At 64.1% G+C, this 19,195-nt stretch carries 17 protein-coding genes; 2 read left to right on the top strand and 15 right to left on the bottom strand.

Translation table 11 applies throughout. The features are described from left to right. Positions 1-19: 19 nt before the first annotated feature. Genes mdcH through LMG28727_RS28255 form a run of 8 tightly spaced genes read right to left on the bottom strand, consistent with a single transcriptional unit; the run spans position 20 to position 7,113 of the window. On the bottom strand, positions 20-955 hold the full coding sequence (gene mdcH, locus LMG28727_RS28220) for a malonate decarboxylase subunit epsilon (protein ID WP_201645627.1): 936 nt from the start codon (positions 953-955) through the stop codon (positions 20-22). Then, positions 955-1,665 (bottom strand): malonate decarboxylase holo-ACP synthase, encoded by a 711-nt coding sequence (locus LMG28727_RS28225; protein ID WP_201645628.1) that lies wholly within the window; start codon positions 1,663-1,665, stop codon positions 955-957. Before LMG28727_RS28225 ends, mdcH begins: the two co-directional genes overlap by 1 nt. After that, the gene (mdcE, locus tag LMG28727_RS28230) at positions 1,665-2,480 is read right to left on the bottom strand and encodes a biotin-independent malonate decarboxylase subunit gamma (RefSeq protein ID WP_201645629.1); all 816 of its coding nucleotides are present in this window, start codon (positions 2,478-2,480) and stop codon (positions 1,665-1,667) included. The genes LMG28727_RS28225 and mdcE overlap by 1 nt, the downstream gene beginning before the upstream one ends. Beyond that, positions 2,477-3,373 carry a biotin-independent malonate decarboxylase subunit beta gene (locus LMG28727_RS28235; protein WP_201645630.1) on the bottom strand — a complete coding sequence of 299 codons (897 nt, stop codon included), beginning with the start codon at positions 3,371-3,373 and terminating at the stop codon, positions 2,477-2,479. Before LMG28727_RS28235 ends, mdcE begins: the two co-directional genes overlap by 4 nt. Further along, complete coding sequence (locus tag LMG28727_RS28240) at positions 3,370-3,684, bottom strand: malonate decarboxylase subunit delta (protein ID WP_201645631.1); 315 nt, start codon at positions 3,682-3,684, stop codon at positions 3,370-3,372. The genes LMG28727_RS28235 and LMG28727_RS28240 overlap by 4 nt, the downstream gene beginning before the upstream one ends. After that, positions 3,672-4,634: a triphosphoribosyl-dephospho-CoA synthase gene (locus LMG28727_RS28245; protein WP_201645632.1), complete on the bottom strand. Its 963-nt coding sequence runs from the start codon at positions 4,632-4,634 to the stop codon at positions 3,672-3,674. Before LMG28727_RS28245 ends, LMG28727_RS28240 begins: the two co-directional genes overlap by 13 nt. A gap of 2 nt (positions 4,635-4,636) precedes the next feature. After that, entirely contained in the window at positions 4,637-6,319 is a 1,683-nt protein-coding gene (gene mdcA, locus LMG28727_RS28250) for a malonate decarboxylase subunit alpha (RefSeq protein ID WP_201645633.1), read from the bottom strand. A gap of 20 nt (positions 6,320-6,339) precedes the next feature. After that, positions 6,340-7,113, bottom strand: coding sequence for a GntR family transcriptional regulator (locus tag LMG28727_RS28255; protein WP_201645634.1), 774 nt, complete (start codon positions 7,111-7,113; stop codon positions 6,340-6,342). Positions 7,114-7,294: 181 nt separating this feature from the next. Here LMG28727_RS28255 and LMG28727_RS28260 point away from each other — a divergent pair, with 181 nt between their 5' ends. Further along, a complete protein-coding gene (locus LMG28727_RS28260; protein ID WP_201645635.1) occupies positions 7,295-8,593 on the top strand; it encodes an MFS transporter in 1,299 nt (432 codons plus the stop codon). 139 nt (positions 8,594-8,732) lie between these two features. On the opposite strand, the gene LMG28727_RS28265 is transcribed toward LMG28727_RS28260, so the two are convergent. Next, the gene (locus LMG28727_RS28265; protein ID WP_201645636.1) at positions 8,733-9,653 is read right to left on the bottom strand and encodes a DMT family transporter; all 921 of its coding nucleotides are present in this window, start codon (positions 9,651-9,653) and stop codon (positions 8,733-8,735) included. Positions 9,654-9,754: 101 nt separating this feature from the next. Here LMG28727_RS28265 and LMG28727_RS28270 point away from each other — a divergent pair, with 101 nt between their 5' ends. Further along, entirely contained in the window at positions 9,755-10,633 is an 879-nt protein-coding gene (locus tag LMG28727_RS28270; protein WP_201645637.1) for a LysR family transcriptional regulator, read from the top strand. 28 nt (positions 10,634-10,661) lie between these two features. Here LMG28727_RS28270 and LMG28727_RS28275 read toward each other — a convergent pair whose 3' ends face one another. The 6 genes from LMG28727_RS28275 to LMG28727_RS28300 all read right to left on the bottom strand — a co-directional run bounded on the left by LMG28727_RS28275 (position 10,662) and on the right by LMG28727_RS28300 (position 18,765). Continuing rightward, entirely contained in the window at positions 10,662-11,726 is a 1,065-nt protein-coding gene (locus LMG28727_RS28275) for an ABC transporter ATP-binding protein (protein WP_201645638.1), read from the bottom strand. Between the two features lie 199 nt (positions 11,727-11,925). Then, complete coding sequence (locus LMG28727_RS28280; RefSeq protein WP_201645639.1) at positions 11,926-13,530, bottom strand: ABC transporter permease; 1,605 nt, start codon at positions 13,528-13,530, stop codon at positions 11,926-11,928. Further along, positions 13,531-14,562, bottom strand: coding sequence for an iron ABC transporter substrate-binding protein (locus LMG28727_RS28285; RefSeq protein ID WP_201645640.1), 1,032 nt, complete (start codon positions 14,560-14,562; stop codon positions 13,531-13,533). It lies immediately after the preceding gene. A 69-nt stretch (positions 14,563-14,631) separates the two neighbouring features. Next, positions 14,632-15,933, bottom strand: a complete 1,302-nt coding sequence (efeB, locus tag LMG28727_RS28290; RefSeq protein ID WP_201645641.1) for an iron uptake transporter deferrochelatase/peroxidase subunit — start codon at positions 15,931-15,933, stop codon at positions 14,632-14,634. Between the two features lie 42 nt (positions 15,934-15,975). Next, positions 15,976-17,139: an NHL repeat-containing protein gene (locus tag LMG28727_RS28295; protein ID WP_407945879.1), complete on the bottom strand. Its 1,164-nt coding sequence runs from the start codon at positions 17,137-17,139 to the stop codon at positions 15,976-15,978. Between the two features lie 102 nt (positions 17,140-17,241). Then, entirely contained in the window at positions 17,242-18,765 is a 1,524-nt protein-coding gene (locus LMG28727_RS28300) for a carbohydrate porin (RefSeq protein ID WP_201645642.1), read from the bottom strand. Positions 18,766-19,195 lie beyond the last annotated feature (430 nt).

Here is a 19,195-nt window from a genome sequence, read left to right on the forward strand (position 1 = left end):
TCACGCATTCTGCGTGACCTCAACCGGTTTTCAGACGTCGGGTGGCGGTCGCCACGAGTCTGTCGAACTCCGTAAAAGTGCTCGCGGCTAACGTCGTGGTCTGCGGGAAATACTCGCGCGTAATGTCGGTCAGCACCTGCCCCGGCGGTGCTTCGATCAGTACGCGCGCGCCCATTTCCTGCATGACCGTGAGCGCGTCGAACCAGCGCACCGTGTAGCGCATATTGGTGGCGAGATCGTCGCGGATCGCGTCTGCCGTGTACAAAGGGCGGCCGCCACGATTGCCGACGTAAGTGCTTTGCGGCGTTTGAAAAGGCACCTTGCGTGCGTAGGCGATCAGTTCGTCGGTGGCCTGCGCGAGCAACTCGCAATGTGACGGCACGCTGACCGCGAGGCGGGTGGCCTTGCGCGCACCCGCCGCCAGCGCACGTTCAATAAACGTATCGAGCGCGGCATTTGCGCCGGCCATCACGATCTGGCGTGGCGCATTCACATTGCCGATATACACGCGCTGACCGGTTTCATCGGCATGCTGCTGGGCGAGTCGTTCCAGTTGATGCTCGGTCAAACCCGACACTGCCGCGAGACCATAGCCCGATGGATACGCGGTCTCCATCAACTCGGCACGACGGCGAACCATCTTCAATGCGTCGTCGAATTGCACAGCGCCGCAACTGACCGCCGCCGGATAAGCGCCCACCGATAACCCCGCGCTGATCTGCGGCGCAAGTCCTTCAGCGGCGAGGGCGCGCGCAATGGCGACACCCGCAATCGTCAAAGCGGTTTGCACCGCGACGGTCGAGCGTAGCGCGTCGGGCGTGTCGAGCGTCAGTACATCGATGTCGAGCACGTGCGACGCTTCATCGAGCGTGGCACGCGCGGTTTGATGGGTTGGCAGGTTATGCAGGAAACCGTCTGTCTGCGCGCCCTGGCCCGGAAAAAGCAGCGCGAGCATCAGATGCGGCCTTCCTCGGCGCTTGCCCACGGGTCGGCAAGCAATTGCGGACCGCGTGCATGGCGCGCCATCACGCGCGGCTTGCGCGCGGCCCATTCGGCGAGCGCGACCCCGCCGGCGGGCGTTTCGAGTTGCGCATCCACGCGAATCGCCGTTTGTGTCGCGAGCGTTTGCAGTTGCTCGAGCAACGCGGCGGCGATGTGCGGCGATAGCGGTTCGGGCGTGCGGATCAGCAGATCGAGATCGCTCGATCCGGTCACCGCCGGCACCTGCGTGGCGAGTTCAAAACCGGCGCTACCTGTCGGGCCCCAGGCGAATTGGCTCAAAGGCGAGTTCGCGTCGGTTTGCTGGGCGACGAGGTGGGCGAGCGCGACGAACGGCGGCAACGCGCTGCGCCCGGAAAGCGGGGTGGCGAGTATCAGCGCTTCGGGTGGCACGACATTCAGCACGTCGCCGGCATGCGCCCATGTGCCGTAGCGCTGCGCGCGTTCAGCGCCGCGTACGCCAATCGCGATCACATCGTCGGCAGCTAACGCGCGTCTGACCACTGCATACGGCGCGCGCGCGAAAGCGTCGCGGACCCATGCCGGTTCGTCATCGAACACCGGCAGGCGCCGCAAGCGCAGCAAGTCATGCGGACGCCATCGCGCGTCGCACGACGACGCTGCGCGATCGGCAACAGCATAAGGCGGCGCCGCGCAGACCCGCATCACACGGCATCCCACTGTTCGGCAAGACGCCGCCGCACCTCGATCGACGCCGCGCGATTCTTCTGCGCCGCCGCCGATTCCAGCCGATGCGACAAGGTTCGCTGGCCGTCGCGCGCACTGCGAATCTGCGCGGCCAACACCTGACGCACGTGCTCGATCTGCGACGCGTCGGGTGCATCGGCATTGACGCCTTGAATCAACTCGTCGAGCAGGCCAAGCTTCGCGAACGACGCCATCGAGTACGACATCGGCACGATGGTTTCGCCGAGCGCGTCGAGTGCTTCGACCGTGCGGCGCGTGACCCGCGCGGCAGCTTCCTTGCCCATCGCGTGAACCATCGTGCCGGGCGCGTCGAGTGCGACGATCCGGTTGGCCTGATAGCCGTGCGCGAGGAAGGCGCCCGACATCGCCGGCCCGACGATCAGCGCGATCACGGGATGACCTGCATCGCGTGCGCTCGCATACGCATCGACGGCAGCGGCGCAGGCCAGATGAATGCCGAGCATTTCCTCGCGATAGCCATACGCCTGACTTTTCACGTCGACGATGGCGACGATCGGGCGGCGCGTGCCGCTCGCCGCGTCTTGTGCGATGACTTCGCGCACAGCCTTCGCCAGCAGCCAGCCTTGCTCCAGACCGACGACGTTATCGACCGCGCGCGGGAAGCGGTTGGCCGGATCGGGCACGACGCTGATGAAGCGCGCGGTTTCGCCGCCAACGGAAGCGTCACCGCTCCACACGGGCGCGTTGCCGCCAGCTTCGCCTGCCAGAGCGTGGAACCAGCGCGCGCCGCGGCTGAGTTGGGTCTCGCTCATGATTGCTCCTTGCGCGTGGCGTTCTGTGCGGACGGGTTATAAACATCGCGCATGCTTTCCGGCGTGACGCTGGCCGGATCGATCTGCGCGAGGCGATTCAGAAACGTGTCCACCTGTTCGCTGCGATGGGCGGCCGGCACGCCTTGCGCGAAAGCGGCATGCACCGCATGGCGGACCGCGTCGGCGTCGTCGTCGACGAGCTGATCCGCCAGCGCGGTCGCCGCGCGTTGTTCACCGCCGATTAATTGCCACACGTGACGGCGGTCGCTTGAATCGAGTTCATCGATCCCGGCTTCCTGTTCGATCACTTCGGGACCGTTCATACCGAGCCGCCCCTGCTTCGTCACGATCAGATACGAGCACAGCGCGGCGGCGAGCGACATCCCGCCAAAGCAGCCGACCATGCCCGCGATCACGCCGACCACCGGTACATGCCGGCGCAGTGCGACGATCGCCGCCTGCATTTCGGCGATCACCGCGAGGCCGAGGTTCGCTTCCTGAAGCCGCACGCCACCGGTTTCGAACAACACGACCGGGCGCACGATCTTGCCGCGCTCGCAATCGCGTAGCGCCATTTCCAACGCCGCGGCGATCTTGCTGCCCGACACTTCGCCGATGCTGCCGCCCTGGAATGCGGATTCGATCGCGGCGACCACAGCGGGTTCACCGTCGATGGTGCCACGCGCGATCACGCAGCCGTCGTCGGCCTGGCAGACGACGCCTTGCAGCGGCAGCCACGGCGATTCGATTTTGTCGAACGGACCCAGCAGTTCGCGGAAGCTGCCCGCGTCGAGCAGCGAGCGGGCGCGTTCGCGCGCCGGCAATTCGATGAAACTGTCGCGCAACAGCGGGGCGGAATGGGCGCTAGTCAGTGTGCTGGAAGGCGTGCTCATGCAGCGTCTCCTTCTTCAGCGGCTTCGACGGCTTCGGCGAGGCGCAGCGCGACCACGCCAGGCGTTGCGCCGAAGTCGTTGATTTCGATTTGCGCGGCGCCGTCGTAGCGGGTGAAGAAACGGTCGAGCACGCTTTTCCAGATGTGGCTGTAGCCGTCGACGCTGGTGCGTACGACCACGTGCGCGGTGAGCGTGCTGGCGGAATCGGCGGGCGTGAGCAGCACTTCCAGATCGCCGGAGCCGACCACGCCGACATGCGCGCGGGTTGTGACGGCACGTTGCGCCGGATAGTCGAAGGTCAGATGTTCCATGAGTCTGGGCTCCGGCTGGCGTCGTGGTGCGCCAGCATGTCGAGAAAAAGAGTGGCGGCGAGCAGATCGGCTGCGCCGCCCGGCGATGCGTTGAGCGACAGCAAATCGTGTTCGAGCGCGGCAAGCGCGGCGCGGCCCGCGGACGTCGAGTAGCCGCCTGCCTGCAGCACGCGTTGCGCGCCGTGCTGGCCCGCGTGCAGGCCGGCCAGGCCCGCGCGATGCAGCAGGCAGGTGTCGTCGAGTGAAGCCATGATGGCGAGCAGGGTATCGACACGCGCGGCGTTTTCGTCGATGCCGCGTGTGCGCGCCGCGTGCAAAAACGGCAAACCCACGTCGATAACATGACGGAAGCCGTCCTGCGCTTCCTGCCGTGCGCCGCCGACCTGGTAGCGTTGGCGAGCGCGTTCGCCGTGACTGTCGGGGGCGGGTGCAGCGAAGCGGTCCGGGAAGCAGGCGATTCGCGCGGCGAGTGTGCAGATTTGCGATGCGTGCAGTCGCGCCGATTCGCCGCCGCGCAGCGCGAGAGAAGCGCCTGCGACCAGCAAGCCGATGATCCAGATGGCGCCGCGATGCGCATTGCTGCCGCCGGTGGCGTTCATCATGTCCTGCTCGCCTTGACGGCCGATCTGCGCGAGTTCGGTTCTTAGCAACGCGGACGGCTCGCCACGGCGGCGTGAGGTCCGCGCGAGCGCCGCGAACGTGGCTTCGAGCGCATGCGCCGAGCGCAGCATCGTCGCGAGATCGAGGTCGCGATGCGCGCCGCTGCCGCGCTGGTCGACCAGCGCGGGCTTCGGTGTGAGTCGGGCTTCGTCGATTAGCGCAGTGATCGCGTAATGGGCGAGTTGAGCGTCGGAGAGAAGGGCGCGCTCGGGCGTTCCGCTGACTTCGACGCACGCCGTCGACGCCAGCGAGTTGTCCGCGCGCCTGAACACAGCAGCAGCGGGCGCCATCGTTACCAGCTCCTGAAGCGTGCCGGCGGCTCGTACAAACCGCCGGACCACGTGACCAGATCGTCGATGCTGCGGGCAGCCAGCAACGAACGCTTCGCTTCACCGCGTCGAATGCCGAGGTCTTCGGGATACGCGACGATGCCGCGCCGACGCAACTCGGCGGTCTTCTCCGGCTTCGCGCGCAAACCGATCGGCGTCACACCGGCCACCGCGGCGATGGCCGCGCGCCGTTCGTCGATACCTTCGGCCTTGTGCAGATGCGCGATGCCTTCTTCGGTGACGACATGGCTCACGTCGTCGCCATAAATCATTACCGGCGCGATCGGCATGCCGCTTTTTGCGCCGACCGCGACTGCGTCGAGTTCATCGACAAAGGTGGGTTCGCCGCCTTTCTTATAGGTCTCGGCCATTTGCACGACCAGCTTCTGGCCGCGCGACACGGGCCCCTGATCGCGCAACAGCTTGAGCCACGCTTCGCTCGAATGACGCCGTCCGCGTGGATCGTGGCCCATGTTCGGCGCTCCGCCGAAACCGGCGAGCCGCCCGCGTGTGACGGTCGACGAATTCGCGTCAGCATCGATCTGCAGTGTCGAGCCGATAAACAGGTCGACGCCATATTGCCCGGCCAGTTGGCACAGCACACGGTTCGAACGCAGGCTGCCGTCGTTGCCCGTGAAGAACACATCGGGCCGCGCTTCGATATACGCCTCCATGCCGACTTCACTGCCGAAACAGTGAATGCTGTCGACCCAACCCGACTCGATCGCGGGAATCATCGTGGGATGCGGATTCAAGGTCCAGTTGCGGCAGATCTTGCCCTTCAGCCCGAGCGATTCGCCGTAGGTAGGCAGCAGCAATTCGATCGCCGCCGTATCGAAGCCGATGCCGTGGTTGAGCGACGTCACGCCATAGGGCTCGTAGATGCCGCGAATCACCATCATCGCGGTCAACACCTGAAGATCGCCGATGTGGCGCGGATCGCGCGTGAACAGCGGCTCGACGGCGAATGGACGGTCGGCTTGCACGATCACGTCGACCCACGAGCCGGGTATGTCGACACGCGGCAGTTCATCGACGATCTCGTTGACCTGCACGATCACGATGCCGTGCCGGAACGCGGCGGCTTCGGCGATGGTCGGGGTGTCTTCGGTATTCGGCCCGGTGTACAGATTGCCGTGACGGTCGGCTTTTTCCGCGCACAGCAGCGCGACGTGCGGCGTCAGGTCCACGAACATCCGCGCATACAGTTCGACGTACGTATAAATCGCGCCGATTTCGAGCTGGCCGTCTTCGAGCAATTGCGCGACCCGCAAACTCTGCGGCCCGGCGAACGAGAAGTCGACCTTGTGCGCGATGCCGCGTTCGAACAGCGTCAGGTGCTCGGGGCGCCCAATGCTCGAAATCAGCAGATGCACGTCGTGAATCTTCTGCGGATCGACTTTGGCGAACGAGCGCGACAGGAAGTCGGCCTGCTTCTGGTTGTCGCCTTCGAGCGCGACGCGATCGCCTGGCTGAATCAATGTTTCGAGCGCATCGACGATGCGGTGTGGCGGCAGCACGCCGTCTTCCAGCCAGGGTGCGATGGCCGCGAGGCGACGGTTCTTCTCGTCGCGACGGGTGGTCCATGAACGCGCGGAAGCGGGCGGCGCAGCGGCTTCGGCGGAACGGGTTAGCGGCTTATTCATCGGCGCAGTCATCGGCTCAATCAGCTCCCGGGGGTGGTGCGCGGACGTCGGCCGCGCGGCTTCGGTTGATTCGCAAGCGCGGCTTCAGCTTGCGCGCGTTCGGTCAGAAAACGATGGAGCAGGTTGCCGGTGCCTAGCAGATGCGCGACGACCAGCGATTGTGCAGTCGGAATGTCACGGCGTTGTACGGCGTCGAGCAACGCGGCGTGTTCATTGTCCGACTCGCCCTTGTACGACGGCAAGCCGAACTTGAGCCGCAAGTACCTTTCCCCGCGCCGATGCAGCGTGCCGATCATGTCTTCGAGTTGCGGCCGCCCGGCGGGCGCATACAGGCTCATATGAAACGCGGCATTGCGTTCGACATACAACGATGGGTTCCCTTCGCGCTCGGCGGCATGACACAGCGTGGCGCACTCGCGCAGCGTCGCGGCCGTGTGGCTGGGGATCGCGAGACCCAGCGCCAGACTCTCGAGCGCGGAACGGATCTCGTAGATCTCGCGTGCTTCATCCGCCGATAGCGGGGCGACGGTTGCGCCTTTATGCACGGCGGCGCGCGCCCAGCCTTCGCTCTCGAGCTGGCGCAACGCCTCGCGCACGGGAATTGCGCTAACCGAGAAATGCCGCGCAATTGCGTCCTGCCTGAGCGGTGCACCAGGCGCCAAGGTGCCGTCGACAATCGCCGCGCGCAATGCTTCCGCAATCACGCGGGACGTGCTCTCGCGCGGCGGCGCAGCCGGTAACAGCGGGTTGCGTGCCGGGGCGTCCAGGGGAAAACCATCAATTGCGTCGCTCATAGTATCAAATATTATATATAAAAAGACGCCAATTAAACTCGGGCAAAGTCGGGAAAATTTTCAGCGGAACGGGTTTTGTGTGGTTTTTCAGTTGTTGTAAGAAGCTGCGAATTTAATCGTAAGCAACACGTCATTCTGTCGTTCACATTGCGTCAGTCAACCGTAGGGCTGGAGGAGCACGATGAGTTCATTAACCGACCGCTCGACGGTCGCGCGGCGCCGTACGCCGCTCAATCGTTCGCAGATCGTAGGATTTTGGGGAGCGTGGGCCGGCTGGACCCTCGACGGCATGGACTCGTTCATCTATGCGCTGGTTCTCGCGCCCGCGTTGACCGAACTGCTGCCGCGCTCAGGCTTCGCGGCGACGCCCGCAAACGTCGGTCTGGCCGGTTCGATTCTGTTTGCGCTGTTTCTGGTCGGATGGGGGCTGTCGTTCATCTGGGGGCCGCTTGCCGACCGCTTCGGGCGCACCAAGGTGTTGGCCGGCACGATCTTCACGTTTGCGATTTTCACGGGACTTGCTGCGACGTCGACGAACGTCTGGGAGTTGGGCATTTACCGCTTCATTGCTGGTGTGGGCATTGGCGGCGAGTGGGCGCTGGCCGGAACCTATGTGGCGGAAGCGTGGCCGGAGGATCGTCGCAAGATGGGCGCGGGTTATCTGCAGACCGGTTATTACGCGGGCTTCTTTCTCGCGGCGGCGCTCAACTACACGATCGGCGTGCATTTCGGCTGGCGCGCGATGTTCCTCACCGGCGCAATTCCGGTGGTCGTCGCGATTCTGATTTTGCTGCGTGTGAAGGAGCCGGAGAAATGGCAGAAGGCGGAAGCGAATGCCGTGCGCAGCAGGCCGCTGCGCGAAATTCTCGGGCCGGTGTACCGGCGCCGCACGTGGGTGGCCTGCATTCTGTTGACGATCGCCATCATCGGCTTGTGGGCCGGTGCGGTGTATGAACCGACCGCAGTGATTCAACTGGCGACGCGCGCGGGTATGGGCAAAGCCGATGCGATCCGGACGGCGTCGCTGGCCACCGGGCTGCTGTCGATCGCGACGATTATCGGCTGTCTCGCGTTGCCGCCGATCGCTGAACGTATCGGCAGAAAGAAGACCCTGGCGATTTATTTCGTGGGGATGGCGGTGTCGATCGTCGGCAGTTTCGGCTGGGCGTTCTATCTGCCGAACGGGCTTGCGCCGTTCATCGCATGGCTGTGCGTGCTGGGATTTTTCGGCGGCAATTTCGCGTTATTCAGCTTGTGGCTACCGGAGCAGTTCGAAACCCGGGTTCGCGCGACGGCGTTTGCGTTCTGCACGTCGTTCGGGCGGTTTGTCGGGGCGGGCGTGAACTTTTTGCTCGGCGCGACGGTGCTGCACATGCATACGCTGGGTGTGCCGGTTGCGTTGACCGCGATTGCGTTTGTGATCGGGTTGTTTGTGATTCCGTTCGCGCCGGAGACGAAGGGCGAAGTGTTGCCGCAGTGAGGTATCAGGTAAGTGCCTGGGTGGCGTGGGGGCGTCGGCGTGCGGACGGAATCTCGCCGGTCGACGCATTTCGAAGCGGGTGGCGCGGGCAGGTTTTCAACGCGTGGCCATCCGCCATTCGCCCCTCGCCATTCGCCGCTCAATCCGCATGCCGCCGCGCCCGGCCGCCGGAACGCAGCAACGACAACAGCGGCCAGCCAAGATTCACCCCCAGACTCGCGACGACGATCAGCACCATGCCCGCGAGTTGCGGCATCGACAGCGCTCTGCCGTACACCACCGCATCGACGACAATCGCGGTCAGCGGATAGACGAACAGCAGCACGGCAATCACCGGCGTGGTCAGCTTGGGCAACGCGCCGTAGATCAGCACATACGACAGCCCCGTATGCAGCACGCCCATGCCGACCAGCCAGAACCACTGCATCGGGCCGATAGGCACAGAAGCCAGCGGCGCGATGAACGGCAGACACACTACACCGACCGCGCACTGCATGAGGGTCAGCAGATGCGGGCGCAGATCGCCGAGTCCTTTGGCAATCAACGTGACCGTTGCATACAGCAACGATCCGACTAATGCCTCGCCGATACCAATCAGATAACTCGTGTGTCCCTGCCAGTTTTCGGTAGCGGCGACGCCGGAGGCAAGCACCAGCCCGGCAAACGCCGTCGCGATCCAGCCAAGCCTGTCCATCCCCAGGCGCTCGTTAAACAGCGCCGCGCCGATCAGCACGACCCAGAACGGCTGCACGTGAAACACGACGGTCGCCACCGCAATACTCGTGCGATGAATCGCGTCGAAGAAGCCGACCCATTGCGTGACCATCAACACACCGGAGATCAGCGCGAGCACGAGGGTGCGTCGCGTGAAATGCGCTCGGGTGAAGAAGCCCTTCCACGCGCAATAGGCGGCCAGCGACAGGAAGCCGAACAGGCAGCGAAAGAACACCAGCGTCAGCGCGCCCAGCCGCGCTTCTTCGACGAAAACGCCGATCGTGCCCATCAGAAGCCCGCCGCTGGCCAGCGTGATGGCGCCTTGTTGACGTGAGGTGAGGGACATGCGAAGCGGCTCCGTGAAATGGTGGGCCCAGTATTGCGCGGCTTGCCGGGTCGCTACAAACGAATTAAATTGAGAAATTCCATAAGCTGAATTGATAAATCATGCACCCCGAATTCGATGTCGATCTGTTGCGCACTTTCGTCGCGGTGGTCGAAACCGGCAGCTTCACGAAAGCGGCGACGACCGTGTACCGGTCGCAGGCGGCGGTCAGCATGCAGATCAAGCGGCTCGAAACCATGCTCGGCACGACGCTCTTCGCACGCAACACGCGCAGTCTTGCGCTGACGCGGCCGGGCAATACGCTGCTCGAATACGCGCGGCGCGTGCTGGCGTTGCACGAGGAAGCGTGGTCGGCGATCGTGCGGCCCGAAGTCACCGGGCGCGTGGTGCTCGGCGCACCGGACGATTACGTGTCGTCGCTGTTGTCGCCGGTGTTGCGGCGCTTTTCGAATCTGTATCCGCATGTGGAGATCGAGATCGTCTGCGCGCAAAGCACGTCGCTCGCGCCGATGCTCGCCGATAACAAGATCGATCTCGCTTTTGTCACGCGCGACCGGAAGTTGCGCGGCGAGTTCGTGCGCAGCGAGCCGATGGTGTGGGCGGGGGCCTCGGTGGATACGCCGGTGCTGGCGGTGTCGCCGTTGCCGGTGGGTCTCTATGAGCCTGGCTGTGTCGCGCGTCAGCACACGCTCGCGGCGCTCGACGGCGCGCGGATCCGCTATCGGGCCGCCTTTAGCAGTGCCAGCCTGATGGGGCTGGTCGCGACTGTCGATGCAGGGTTGTCGGTGGTGGCGCTGACGCGTTGCAGCGTGCCGTCGCGTCTTGCGATTCTCGGCGAAGCGCAAGGCCTGCCGAAGATCGAGCCGCTGGAGATCGTGGTGGCGCGCAGCGCCAAATCCGACCGGCCGACCTGCGATTATCTGGCCGCGCAGATGATGCAGGACCTGTCGTTGCGAGGGGCGGCAAAGGGAGGCGGGTAGGGAGGCAGGTAGGGACGGCTGATGCGCTTTACCCGCGCGGATAAGCCGTCACATTCCCATCGACCGAGAGCCGCACCCGCTCTCCGGGCCGTGGACACAGATACCCCGGCACGCGTGCGCGCACCATCGTCTGCGAGCCGGATTGCAGTTGCAGTGCCACGCCCGCATCCTGTCCCTGGAAGGTCACTTCGGTGACGACAGCGTCATACGCTACGGTCCCATCGGCCGACGTCTCGCTATCGCGCAGCACGCGAATCTGTTCGGGCCGCACCATCACGTTGACCGCGCCGCTGGCCATTGGCGCGGTCAATGGCAACTCACCTAGCTCGCAACTCGCGCGATCGCGAGCTTGAGCGACGACGCCCGGCAACAGCACCGCCTCGCCGACAAACGACGCCAGTTCTGGCGTCACCGGCCGCTGATACAGCGTCTCGGGTGTCGCGGTCTGGATCAGCCGGCCGTTCCACAGCACCGCGACTTCATGACCGAGCGACAACGCTTCGGACTGGTCGTGCGTGACCAGCACAGCCGTCGCGCCGGTCGCGGCCAGCGCGCTCGCCACGGCCTGGCGGGTTTCGAGCCGCAACGCGGCGTCGAGCGAAGAGAAGGGCTCATCGAGCATCACGAGTGTCGGCGACGGCGCCAGCGCGCGCGCCAACGCGACCCGCTGCTGCTGTCCGCCCGATAACTGCTGCGGTGCGCGCTCGCCGAAATTCGCCGGCAGGCCAACCAGTTCGAGCAATTCAGCCACGCGGTGCCGTGCGCGTCGTTGCGAACGCGGCAGGCCGAATACGATATTGTCCGCGACCGACAGATGCGGAAATAGCGCGCCTTCCTGCGGCACATAACCGATCCGGCGTTGCTCCGACGGCACATGCAGGTTGTCACCTGCAACCGGCCGGCCGTCGATCTCGACGCTGCCGCTATCCGCGCGTTCGAAGCCGCACAGCAGGCGCAGCAACGTGGTCTTGCCGCTGCCCGATGGGCCGAGCAGCGCGAGCAGCGTGCCACGTTCGACGGACAGATCGATGCCGTGCAGCACGGGAACGCCGTCGAACGATTTTTGCAGTCCGCGGATACGAAGTTCGCTCATGAAATTCCGATGGTTAAAGCGCGTGAATGCAGAGGGTGGGTCGGGTTGGCGTGATGGGTTTCGGTGTTGCCGTTCGCGTTGGCACGCGCGTTGTTCTCCGCGTTGCCAAATGCGTTGCCACATGGGTCGCCACTTGCGTTGCCACTTGCATCCGCCACGTTGAAAAACCCCGTCGCAATAAGCAGCCTGACTTGCAAGATCATCCGCGCTCACCGAGCAGGGCCGATCGCCCGAGCAACGCAAACAGCAAGCCCGACGCAAACAGCGAAATGCCCGTCAACAACGCCGCATAAGGCGCGGCGGCGGCAAACGCCATCGTCGACGTATCGGCCCACACCTGGGTCGCGAGCGTTTGCGTATCGAGTGGCGACAGCAGCAGCGTCGCGTTCAGTTCGGTGACCACCGAGATAAACACCATCGCCGCCGCCGCGCCGAGTCCGGGGCCGGCCAGCGGCAGCATCACGCGAAACAGGGTTTGCGACCAGCTCAGGCCAAGCGCGCGCGCGGTTTCTTCGAGTCGCGGCTGCGCCTGCATGAAGGCGGCGCGCACGCTTACGAGTGCAATCGGCATGAACAACATCGCGTAGGCGACCACCAGCAGCGTCGCGCTTTGATACAGCGGTTGCAGCGCATGCACCGCGAGTGACACGATGGCCAGCGCAATCACCAGCCCCGGCACACCCTGCGCGAGAAATACCGTGCGCTCGAACAGCGTCGCAAAACGGGTGGGATAGCGCACCAGCAGGAACGCGAGCGGCACGACGAGCAGCGTGGTCAGCAACGCGGCAGCGAGGCCGAAGCCGAGCGACGAAATCGTCGCGTTGAACAGGAGTTCAGGCGATACATCAGCCGGCGTGACCGCGGCCGCGCCTGGCTGCGTGAGCCAGTAACCGATCATGCCGAGCGGCACGCCGAGTGTGACGATGGTCAGCAGCGCGAAGCCGGCGACCACGACCCAGCGCCAGCCGCCAAGCTCATAACGCAGCACCGCGCGCCGTGTACCGCGATCGACGCGTTCATACCGCGCCGCGCCGCGTACCCGAAACTCGAACGCGAGCACGATCAGGCAGATCACGATCAGCAGGCACGCGAGCAGCGAAGCGCCGCCGCCGTCGAAACTGGTGCGGAATTCAGCGTAAATCTGCGTGGTGAACGTATGAAAGCGCAGCAGCGTGAACGCGCCGAATTCGGACAGCACGCCGAGCGCGACCAGCAACATTCCGCCGAGCAACGCCGGCCGCAATTGCGGCAGCACCACGCGAATGAAACTGCTCCAGCGGTTGCAACCGAGTGCGCGCGCGCTTTCTTCAAGCGCCGGGTCCATCCCGCGCAACGCGGCGGCCACCGGCAGATAGACGAGCGGGAAATACGCGCAACTGAGCACCAGCAATGCGCCATTGAAGTCCTGCAAATCCTGACTCAGCGACACCCACGCATAGCTCGAAATGAACGCGGGCATCGCGAGCGGGGCGGCGCTCAGCACGGCCCACGCACGGCGTCCCGGCAAATGCGTGCGTTCGACGAACCACGCGGCGGCGGTGCCGAGCACCGCGCAAACCAGCGTGGTCGCGACCGTAATCAGCACGGTATTGACCAGCAGTTCGCCGACCAGAGGCCGCCAGATCAGATCGACCGCCTCGCCGACACCGAAACTCGCGGCCCGCCAGAACGTAAACGCAATCGGCAGCAACACCAGCAAAGCGCTGAACGCTGCTGCCGCGAACAGACCGCGCGGCGCGCGCGAGCGGGCGCGCGCCGGGACGGTCGAGACAGCCGGTGGACCGGCTGACAGAGCTTCACTCATTTACAGCAGACCAGCCTGACGCAGCAGCTTGCCTGCCTGGCTGTCGTCACCCAGTTGCTCGATGGTCAGCGACGGCGGGGTCAGGTCGGCCAGCGGCTTGAGGATCGGATCGGGCGCCACGCCTGCGTGCAGCGGATATTCGAACATCACGTGGCTGTTCGCCATCAACTGCTGGGCACGGTCGCTGACCAGATACGCGAGGAATTTCTGGCCGCCGGCCGGGTTATGCGCGGACTTCAGCACCGCCGCGCCCGACACGTTCACCAATGCGCCGGCATCGCCGTTGCCGAAGTGATAGATCGCGCTACGGGTTTTGCCATCGCCGATTTCGGCATGCAGACGCGCCCAGTAGTAGTTGTTGATCAGACCCGTCGCGACCGCGCCGCGGTTCACCGCAGCGACAACGCCTTCGTCGTCGTCGAAAATCTGCGCGTTGGCTTTCAGGCCCTTCAGCCACTGCACGGTCTGCGCTTCGCCCTTCAAGGCGAGCACGGCGCTGACCAGCGGCAGGAAGTCGCCGTCGCTAGGTGCAATGCCGACCTTGCCTTTCCACTCCGGCTTGGCGAGATCGAACAGCGACTGCGGCAACTGCGACGGTTGCAGTTTGGTCGTGTTGTACGCGAGCACGTTTTCACGCGCGGTCACGGCGACCCACGAGCCGGTCGGCGAACTGAAGCGCGTCGGCACGGTGGCAAGCGTCGCGCTATCCACCTTGTTCAGCAGGCCCTTTTCTTCGAGCAGCATCAGTTCCGGCGAGTTCTCGGTGAAGTAGACATCGGCGGGTGTGGCCGCGCCTTCCGCGACGATCTGCGCGGCCATCGCCGGGCCTTCGCCGTTGCGGATTCTCACCGAGGTACCCGACTGCTTTTCGAAGTCTTTGGCGAGCAGGTTGACGACCTGTTCGTGCTGCGCGTTGTACAGCGTGATCGAATCGGCATGGGCGGCCGATGGCATCGCAGCAAAAGCGCTCAGCGTGAGCGCAGCCGCGCCGCTCAGAATACGCAGGCGGGTGCCAAACGAGGAATAAGCCATGTTCCAGACGTCCGTTGTGATGGTGATTGGTTGTTGGTAAATCTGCCCGCTGCTTATAGCACGGGCATGTTACGTCTCGAACAGCCCCGCGCCGATATACGAGCCAGGCTTCGCCCCCGGCGGCACGGCGAAAATCGCACTGCCGACGTGGGTCGTGAACTGGTTCATCATGTCGAACTTCGCGAGCCGGTCGTTGATCGGAATGAAGCCCTTGCGCGGGTCGCTCTGGTGCGCGACAAAAATCAGCCCCGCGTCGTATTCCGTTTCCTGGCGCCATGGCGGCCAGCGCTCGATATAGAAGTTCGTGCCGTCGTTGTACGAATACGAGCGGCGCAGAATCTGCGCGCCGTCGTTGCTCGCCTGATTCGACAGACGCACGTGCGAGTTTTCCGGAATGACCGGATTGCCGTCCTTGTCCTCTTCCTTCAGATCGACGGCGTCAAACTCGTTCTGCCTGCCGATCGGCGCGCCGCTGTATTTGTGACGCCCGAACACCTGTTCCTGGAAGCCGAGCTCCATGTTGTCCCAGTGTTCGATCGTGATGCGGATGCGGCGCACGACCGTATAGGTGCCGCCTTCCATCCACGGTGCGTCGGCGGTTGCGCCAGCCCACACGAACTCTTTCATCAGTTCGGGTTTCGCGGTGGACGGGTTGTTGGTGCCGTCCTTGAAGCCCATCAGATTACGCGGCGTCTGACCGCGCGGACCCGACAGGAAACCGGACTGGCCCCAGCGCATCGCCGCGGTGCCGTAAGCGAGGCGCGTCAGTTGCCGGACCGCGTGAAACGCGACCTGCTGATCGTTCGCGCAAGCCTGAATGTAGATATCGCCGCCAGTTTTCTCGGGGATCAACTGGTCGCCGTTGAAGCGCGGCAGATCGACCAGCGCGGCAGGGCGGCGCGCAGCGAGGCCGTAGCGGTCCTTGCCGTCTTTGGTGAAGAGACCCGGGCCGAAACCGAACGTGATGGTCAGCCCGTTGGGGCCGAGGCCGAGCACGTCGCCGGAATCGGGCGCGGGCTTGCTGTCGCCTGCGTCGCCGGTGGGCAGCGCAGCGGCCGTGCCGCCCTGCGTGAGACGGGCGGCCGCTTCGGTCCACGTGCGCAGCAGCGCGATCACTTCGTCGCGTTTGTCGGTGGTCAGGTCGAGCGCGGCGACATAGGTGTGGCTCTGCTGCGGCGTGACGATGCCGGCCTGATGCAGTCCGTAGAACGGCTCGACAGCCAGTTGCGGATCGGCGAGATGAGCGGGCGCCTTCGCGAGCGCGGCCTGCGGCGCAAGACCCGCGCCGAGACTCGCACCAGCGGCTACCGCAGCGCCGCCCGCTTTCAGAAAGCCGCGCCGTGACGGGCGCGGGGGTTGGTCGTTTGCCATGATTACTTCACCTTCATCTTCATCTGACCCGTCGGCTTGCGCCTACTTCGCCAGGACCAGCGTGTTCACGTCATCCTGCACGTAGTAGAAACCGTCGCCTTCGGGTGTCATCGCGAGACCGAACAGGTCGCCGTTGCCCGGAGGCGATTGTGCCTTGTCCGTGTCGATCCAGCGCGCGTAAAGCTGCTTGCCGGTGGCCGGGTCGATCTCGACGATCTGGCCGTTCAGCGCATTGGTCACCAGCAGGTGGCCGTTAGGCGCGGTGACCATCGCGAGCGGGCGGTGCAACAGGCCGTCGGCGGTGAGTTGACGGCCTACGCCCGCGCTCGTGTCGCGCGTCATCGGCTCGTCGATTTCGGTAATGCGGTTGCCGATCGCGTCGGACACGAACAGCAGTTTCTGATCGTTCGACAACGCGAGGCCGGTCGGGCCGACGAGGAACACGCCCTTGTCGGCCTGCGCGCCGAAGCCGCTGCCCACCACCGTTTCGTTCTTCACGACAGGCGGCTTGCCGGCCGGAATGTCGAGATCCAGGCGCAGCACGGTGGCCTGTTTGAACACCGGCGGCGTGCCTTCCGCGCCACCCACGCCGAAGCCCGCATTGCTGACGAACAGCGTCGCGCTGGTGCCGTTGTCGACCACCGCCATGTTGCCCCACGGGTCGTTGATGTTCGGGCTCGTGATGGTCGATACCACCTTGCCCTGCGAATCGAGCACGATCAGGCAGCCCGCGCCCTTGGTGCCGGTGGTGCCGTCATTGCTCGGCGTGCTGCCGACGATCACGAAGCCCGATTTCAGCATCGTCATCGCCGTGGACAGACCGATGCCACCGGGGCATTCCTTCAGGTCGCGCGGCACGGTGGCGAACGTGGTCATCTGCTTCGTATCCGGACGATAGTTGATGATCGTGCTGCCGGTGCCTTGCAGATTGGTCGAGTTATTGAAGTTGCCGATCAGCACGTCACCCTGCTTGACGGTGCCCGCCGTGACCGGCGCGACGACCACCGCGTACGGGTTCTGGTCGCCGTTAGTGGGCACGGTGTTGATCAGCGTGGTGTGATGCTTGATGGTCTCGAGGAAACCTTGCGGCTCGGCGTACGCGGCGCTCACCGTCGCGAGGGTGGCGACGCCGGCGGCGACCGCCAGCAGATTTCTGACATGGCCGCGCACGGCGCGCGGCGAAAATTTGCGCGTGGAATGGTTCACGATTGAGTCTCCGTGCAAGCGCACAAATCGGGGAGTGAAGTCATGATGAAAGCTTTTTTGATTTCGATAGATCGGTAGCGTGCGGGTCGGGCACGAATCGCATCAGAACGTGATATTAGTCCGTACGCCGATGACAAACGTATTGCGCAGCGGTTGCGTCGGGTCGTTCGGATTCTGGCCGGCGCCTGCGTTAAACGTGTACTGCGCATCGGCCTGCAACTGCCACCACGGATTAACCTGATACTGATAGGTCGCTTCGAGCACGGTTTCGCTGGTGCGCACGCCATACGGGCCGCCGGTGAACGCCTGCGTGTCCTGATCGAGTCCCTTCACCGTATTGCTGACCTTGATGTACGTCAGCGCGAGGCCCGCGCTATCGTTGTCGCGGCCGGCAAACGGCGCTTTCAGCACGAGGCCGAGATTGGCCGCGTAGGAAACCAGATTGCGGTCGTTCGGCGCGCCCATCACGCGGGCGAATACGCCGAGACTGCGCGGCTCGTCGGGGTCCGGTCGCCAGATCATCTGGTCGGCCACTGCATAAATACTGTAGTTGCCGCTGTGATTCGCGGCAATACCGTTCGACGCCGGATTCGCCAGCGACAAACCGAGCGTGTCGAAGCGCTGATCCGCGAACTGGTTCGTGTTGTACCAGACGCCGAGTTTGTACGTGCCGGGCAAACCGCCGCCGCCCATGCCGACCATTTCACCGTCGGAGGGCTGGTTGATCGCGTATTGAAACTCGCCGATCCACAGCGCACCGTTGTGCAGGTTGAAATTGGTGCCGCTCATGTTGTTCGGGTTGTTGCCGAGCGGATCGCCGGAGAACACGCCGGCCAACGCGGTCAACGAAGGTGTGATCTGGCCGCGCACGCGCACGCCGAGACCCGACAGCGGATACGCGGGACCACCCGAGGGCATGTCGTACGACGGCAACGCCGGCCAGCCGAACATCGTGTTGAGGAACAGCGCCGAGTACGTACTCGTAATGAATTCCTGGTCGATACTTTGCTGACCGATCTTCACGTCGACGCGCTTGTTCAAAAACGATTGCTGGTACCACAATTCCCACAGACGGGTGGCGTCATCGGCTTCGATCCCGCTCGCCGTATTCAGTGTGCCCAGCTTGTTGGCGCTCAGGTTCGCGCCGTGAATCTGCAATGCGCTGACGTTGAACAGGCCGCCCGGCAAGCCGAATGCCTTCTGCGTATCCATCTGGACCGTGGCGGTTGTCAGGCCATCGTAATCTGCGCCGCGTGCAAGGCCGCCGCGCAGGTTGGCGAGCACTTCACTGGTCTCGGTCAGCGCAAACGTCACGCCATACTTGCCAAGCCACGGACGCAGGCCGCCTATGTCGCCCAGCAGTTGCTGGCGATTCCACACGCCGGTCCATTGACTGGTCTGCGCGGCCTGAATCTTCAGGTCGGCCTCGGATGTGTCGGACACGGCGTCGGGATTGGCTTCGGCCATCGCGGCGGCCGCGGTCAGCGACGCCCATGCGAACGCCGTGCACATCGCGGCCTGGCGGAGGGAGGGTAAACGCGTACGGCGAGCAGCGCGTCTGTGCGTCGAGGGATCGTGCAATGAATGCGCCTGGGCGGCGTTTCTTTTCAGTTGGGCGAATTTCATCGGATTCCTTATTGGTGTTGTATCGACCTACCTGACCCTCGCCGCGTGGTACGCCGCACTATTCTCCTTAAGCCGTAACAGGAAGCCGTTACAGCAGATTGACGGGATCGTACGCATGCGGAATGCGAGAGTCAACCCAAATGAGAACGATTCGCATCAATATTACTGTCATGTAATTTTTTGTTGAGCCAATACAACGAAAGGCTATTTGTACGTAATGCGAATGGAATGTGAGCGTAATAAAAAGGAAGGCTTGTGGTCTGATATAAGTCGAGGCGCCAGCGCAACGGTGGAGTGTTCCGGTGATCGCGCGGCGCAGGTGATGAAGTGAATAGCTGGCGTAAAGCGGCGATATAAAACCACCTGGAATCCGGCATCCCGGGCCGACAAAAAAAAGCCGCTATGATCATGTCCCAAACCGCCGGGCTGA

Origin of the sequence: Paraburkholderia metrosideri (assembly GCF_904848625.1) — a bacterium.
In the GTDB taxonomy this organism is placed as follows: Bacteria; Pseudomonadota; Gammaproteobacteria; order Burkholderiales; family Burkholderiaceae; genus Paraburkholderia; species Paraburkholderia metrosideri.

Bases quoted from the DNA above. Each gene is read 5' to 3' on its own strand.
- mdcH (WP_201645627.1), bottom strand. From the start codon at position 955: ATGCTCGCGCTGCTTTTTCCGGGCCAGGGCGCGCAGACAGACGGTTTC.
- LMG28727_RS28225 (WP_201645628.1), bottom strand. From the start codon at position 1,665: ATGCGGGTCTGCGCGGCGCCGCCTTATGCTGTTGCCGATCGCGCAGCG.
- mdcE (WP_201645629.1), bottom strand. From the start codon at position 2,480: ATGAGCGAGACCCAACTCAGCCGCGGCGCGCGCTGGTTCCACGCTCTG.
- LMG28727_RS28235 (WP_201645630.1), bottom strand. From the start codon at position 3,373: ATGAGCACGCCTTCCAGCACACTGACTAGCGCCCATTCCGCCCCGCTG.
- LMG28727_RS28240 (WP_201645631.1), bottom strand. From the start codon at position 3,684: ATGGAACATCTGACCTTCGACTATCCGGCGCAACGTGCCGTCACAACC.
- LMG28727_RS28245 (WP_201645632.1), bottom strand. From the start codon at position 4,634: ATGGCGCCCGCTGCTGCTGTGTTCAGGCGCGCGGACAACTCGCTGGCG.
- mdcA (WP_201645633.1), bottom strand. From the start codon at position 6,319: ATGAATAAGCCGCTAACCCGTTCCGCCGAAGCCGCTGCGCCGCCCGCT.
- LMG28727_RS28255 (WP_201645634.1), bottom strand. From the start codon at position 7,113: ATGAGCGACGCAATTGATGGTTTTCCCCTGGACGCCCCGGCACGCAAC.
- LMG28727_RS28260 (WP_201645635.1), top strand. From the start codon at position 7,295: ATGAGTTCATTAACCGACCGCTCGACGGTCGCGCGGCGCCGTACGCCG.
- LMG28727_RS28265 (WP_201645636.1), bottom strand. From the start codon at position 9,653: ATGTCCCTCACCTCACGTCAACAAGGCGCCATCACGCTGGCCAGCGGC.
- LMG28727_RS28270 (WP_201645637.1), top strand. From the start codon at position 9,755: ATGCACCCCGAATTCGATGTCGATCTGTTGCGCACTTTCGTCGCGGTG.
- LMG28727_RS28275 (WP_201645638.1), bottom strand. From the start codon at position 11,726: ATGAGCGAACTTCGTATCCGCGGACTGCAAAAATCGTTCGACGGCGTT.
- LMG28727_RS28280 (WP_201645639.1), bottom strand. From the start codon at position 13,530: ATGAGTGAAGCTCTGTCAGCCGGTCCACCGGCTGTCTCGACCGTCCCG.
- LMG28727_RS28285 (WP_201645640.1), bottom strand. From the start codon at position 14,562: ATGGCTTATTCCTCGTTTGGCACCCGCCTGCGTATTCTGAGCGGCGCG.
- efeB (WP_201645641.1), bottom strand. From the start codon at position 15,933: ATGGCAAACGACCAACCCCCGCGCCCGTCACGGCGCGGCTTTCTGAAA.
- LMG28727_RS28300 (WP_201645642.1), bottom strand. From the start codon at position 18,765: ATGAAATTCGCCCAACTGAAAAGAAACGCCGCCCAGGCGCATTCATTG.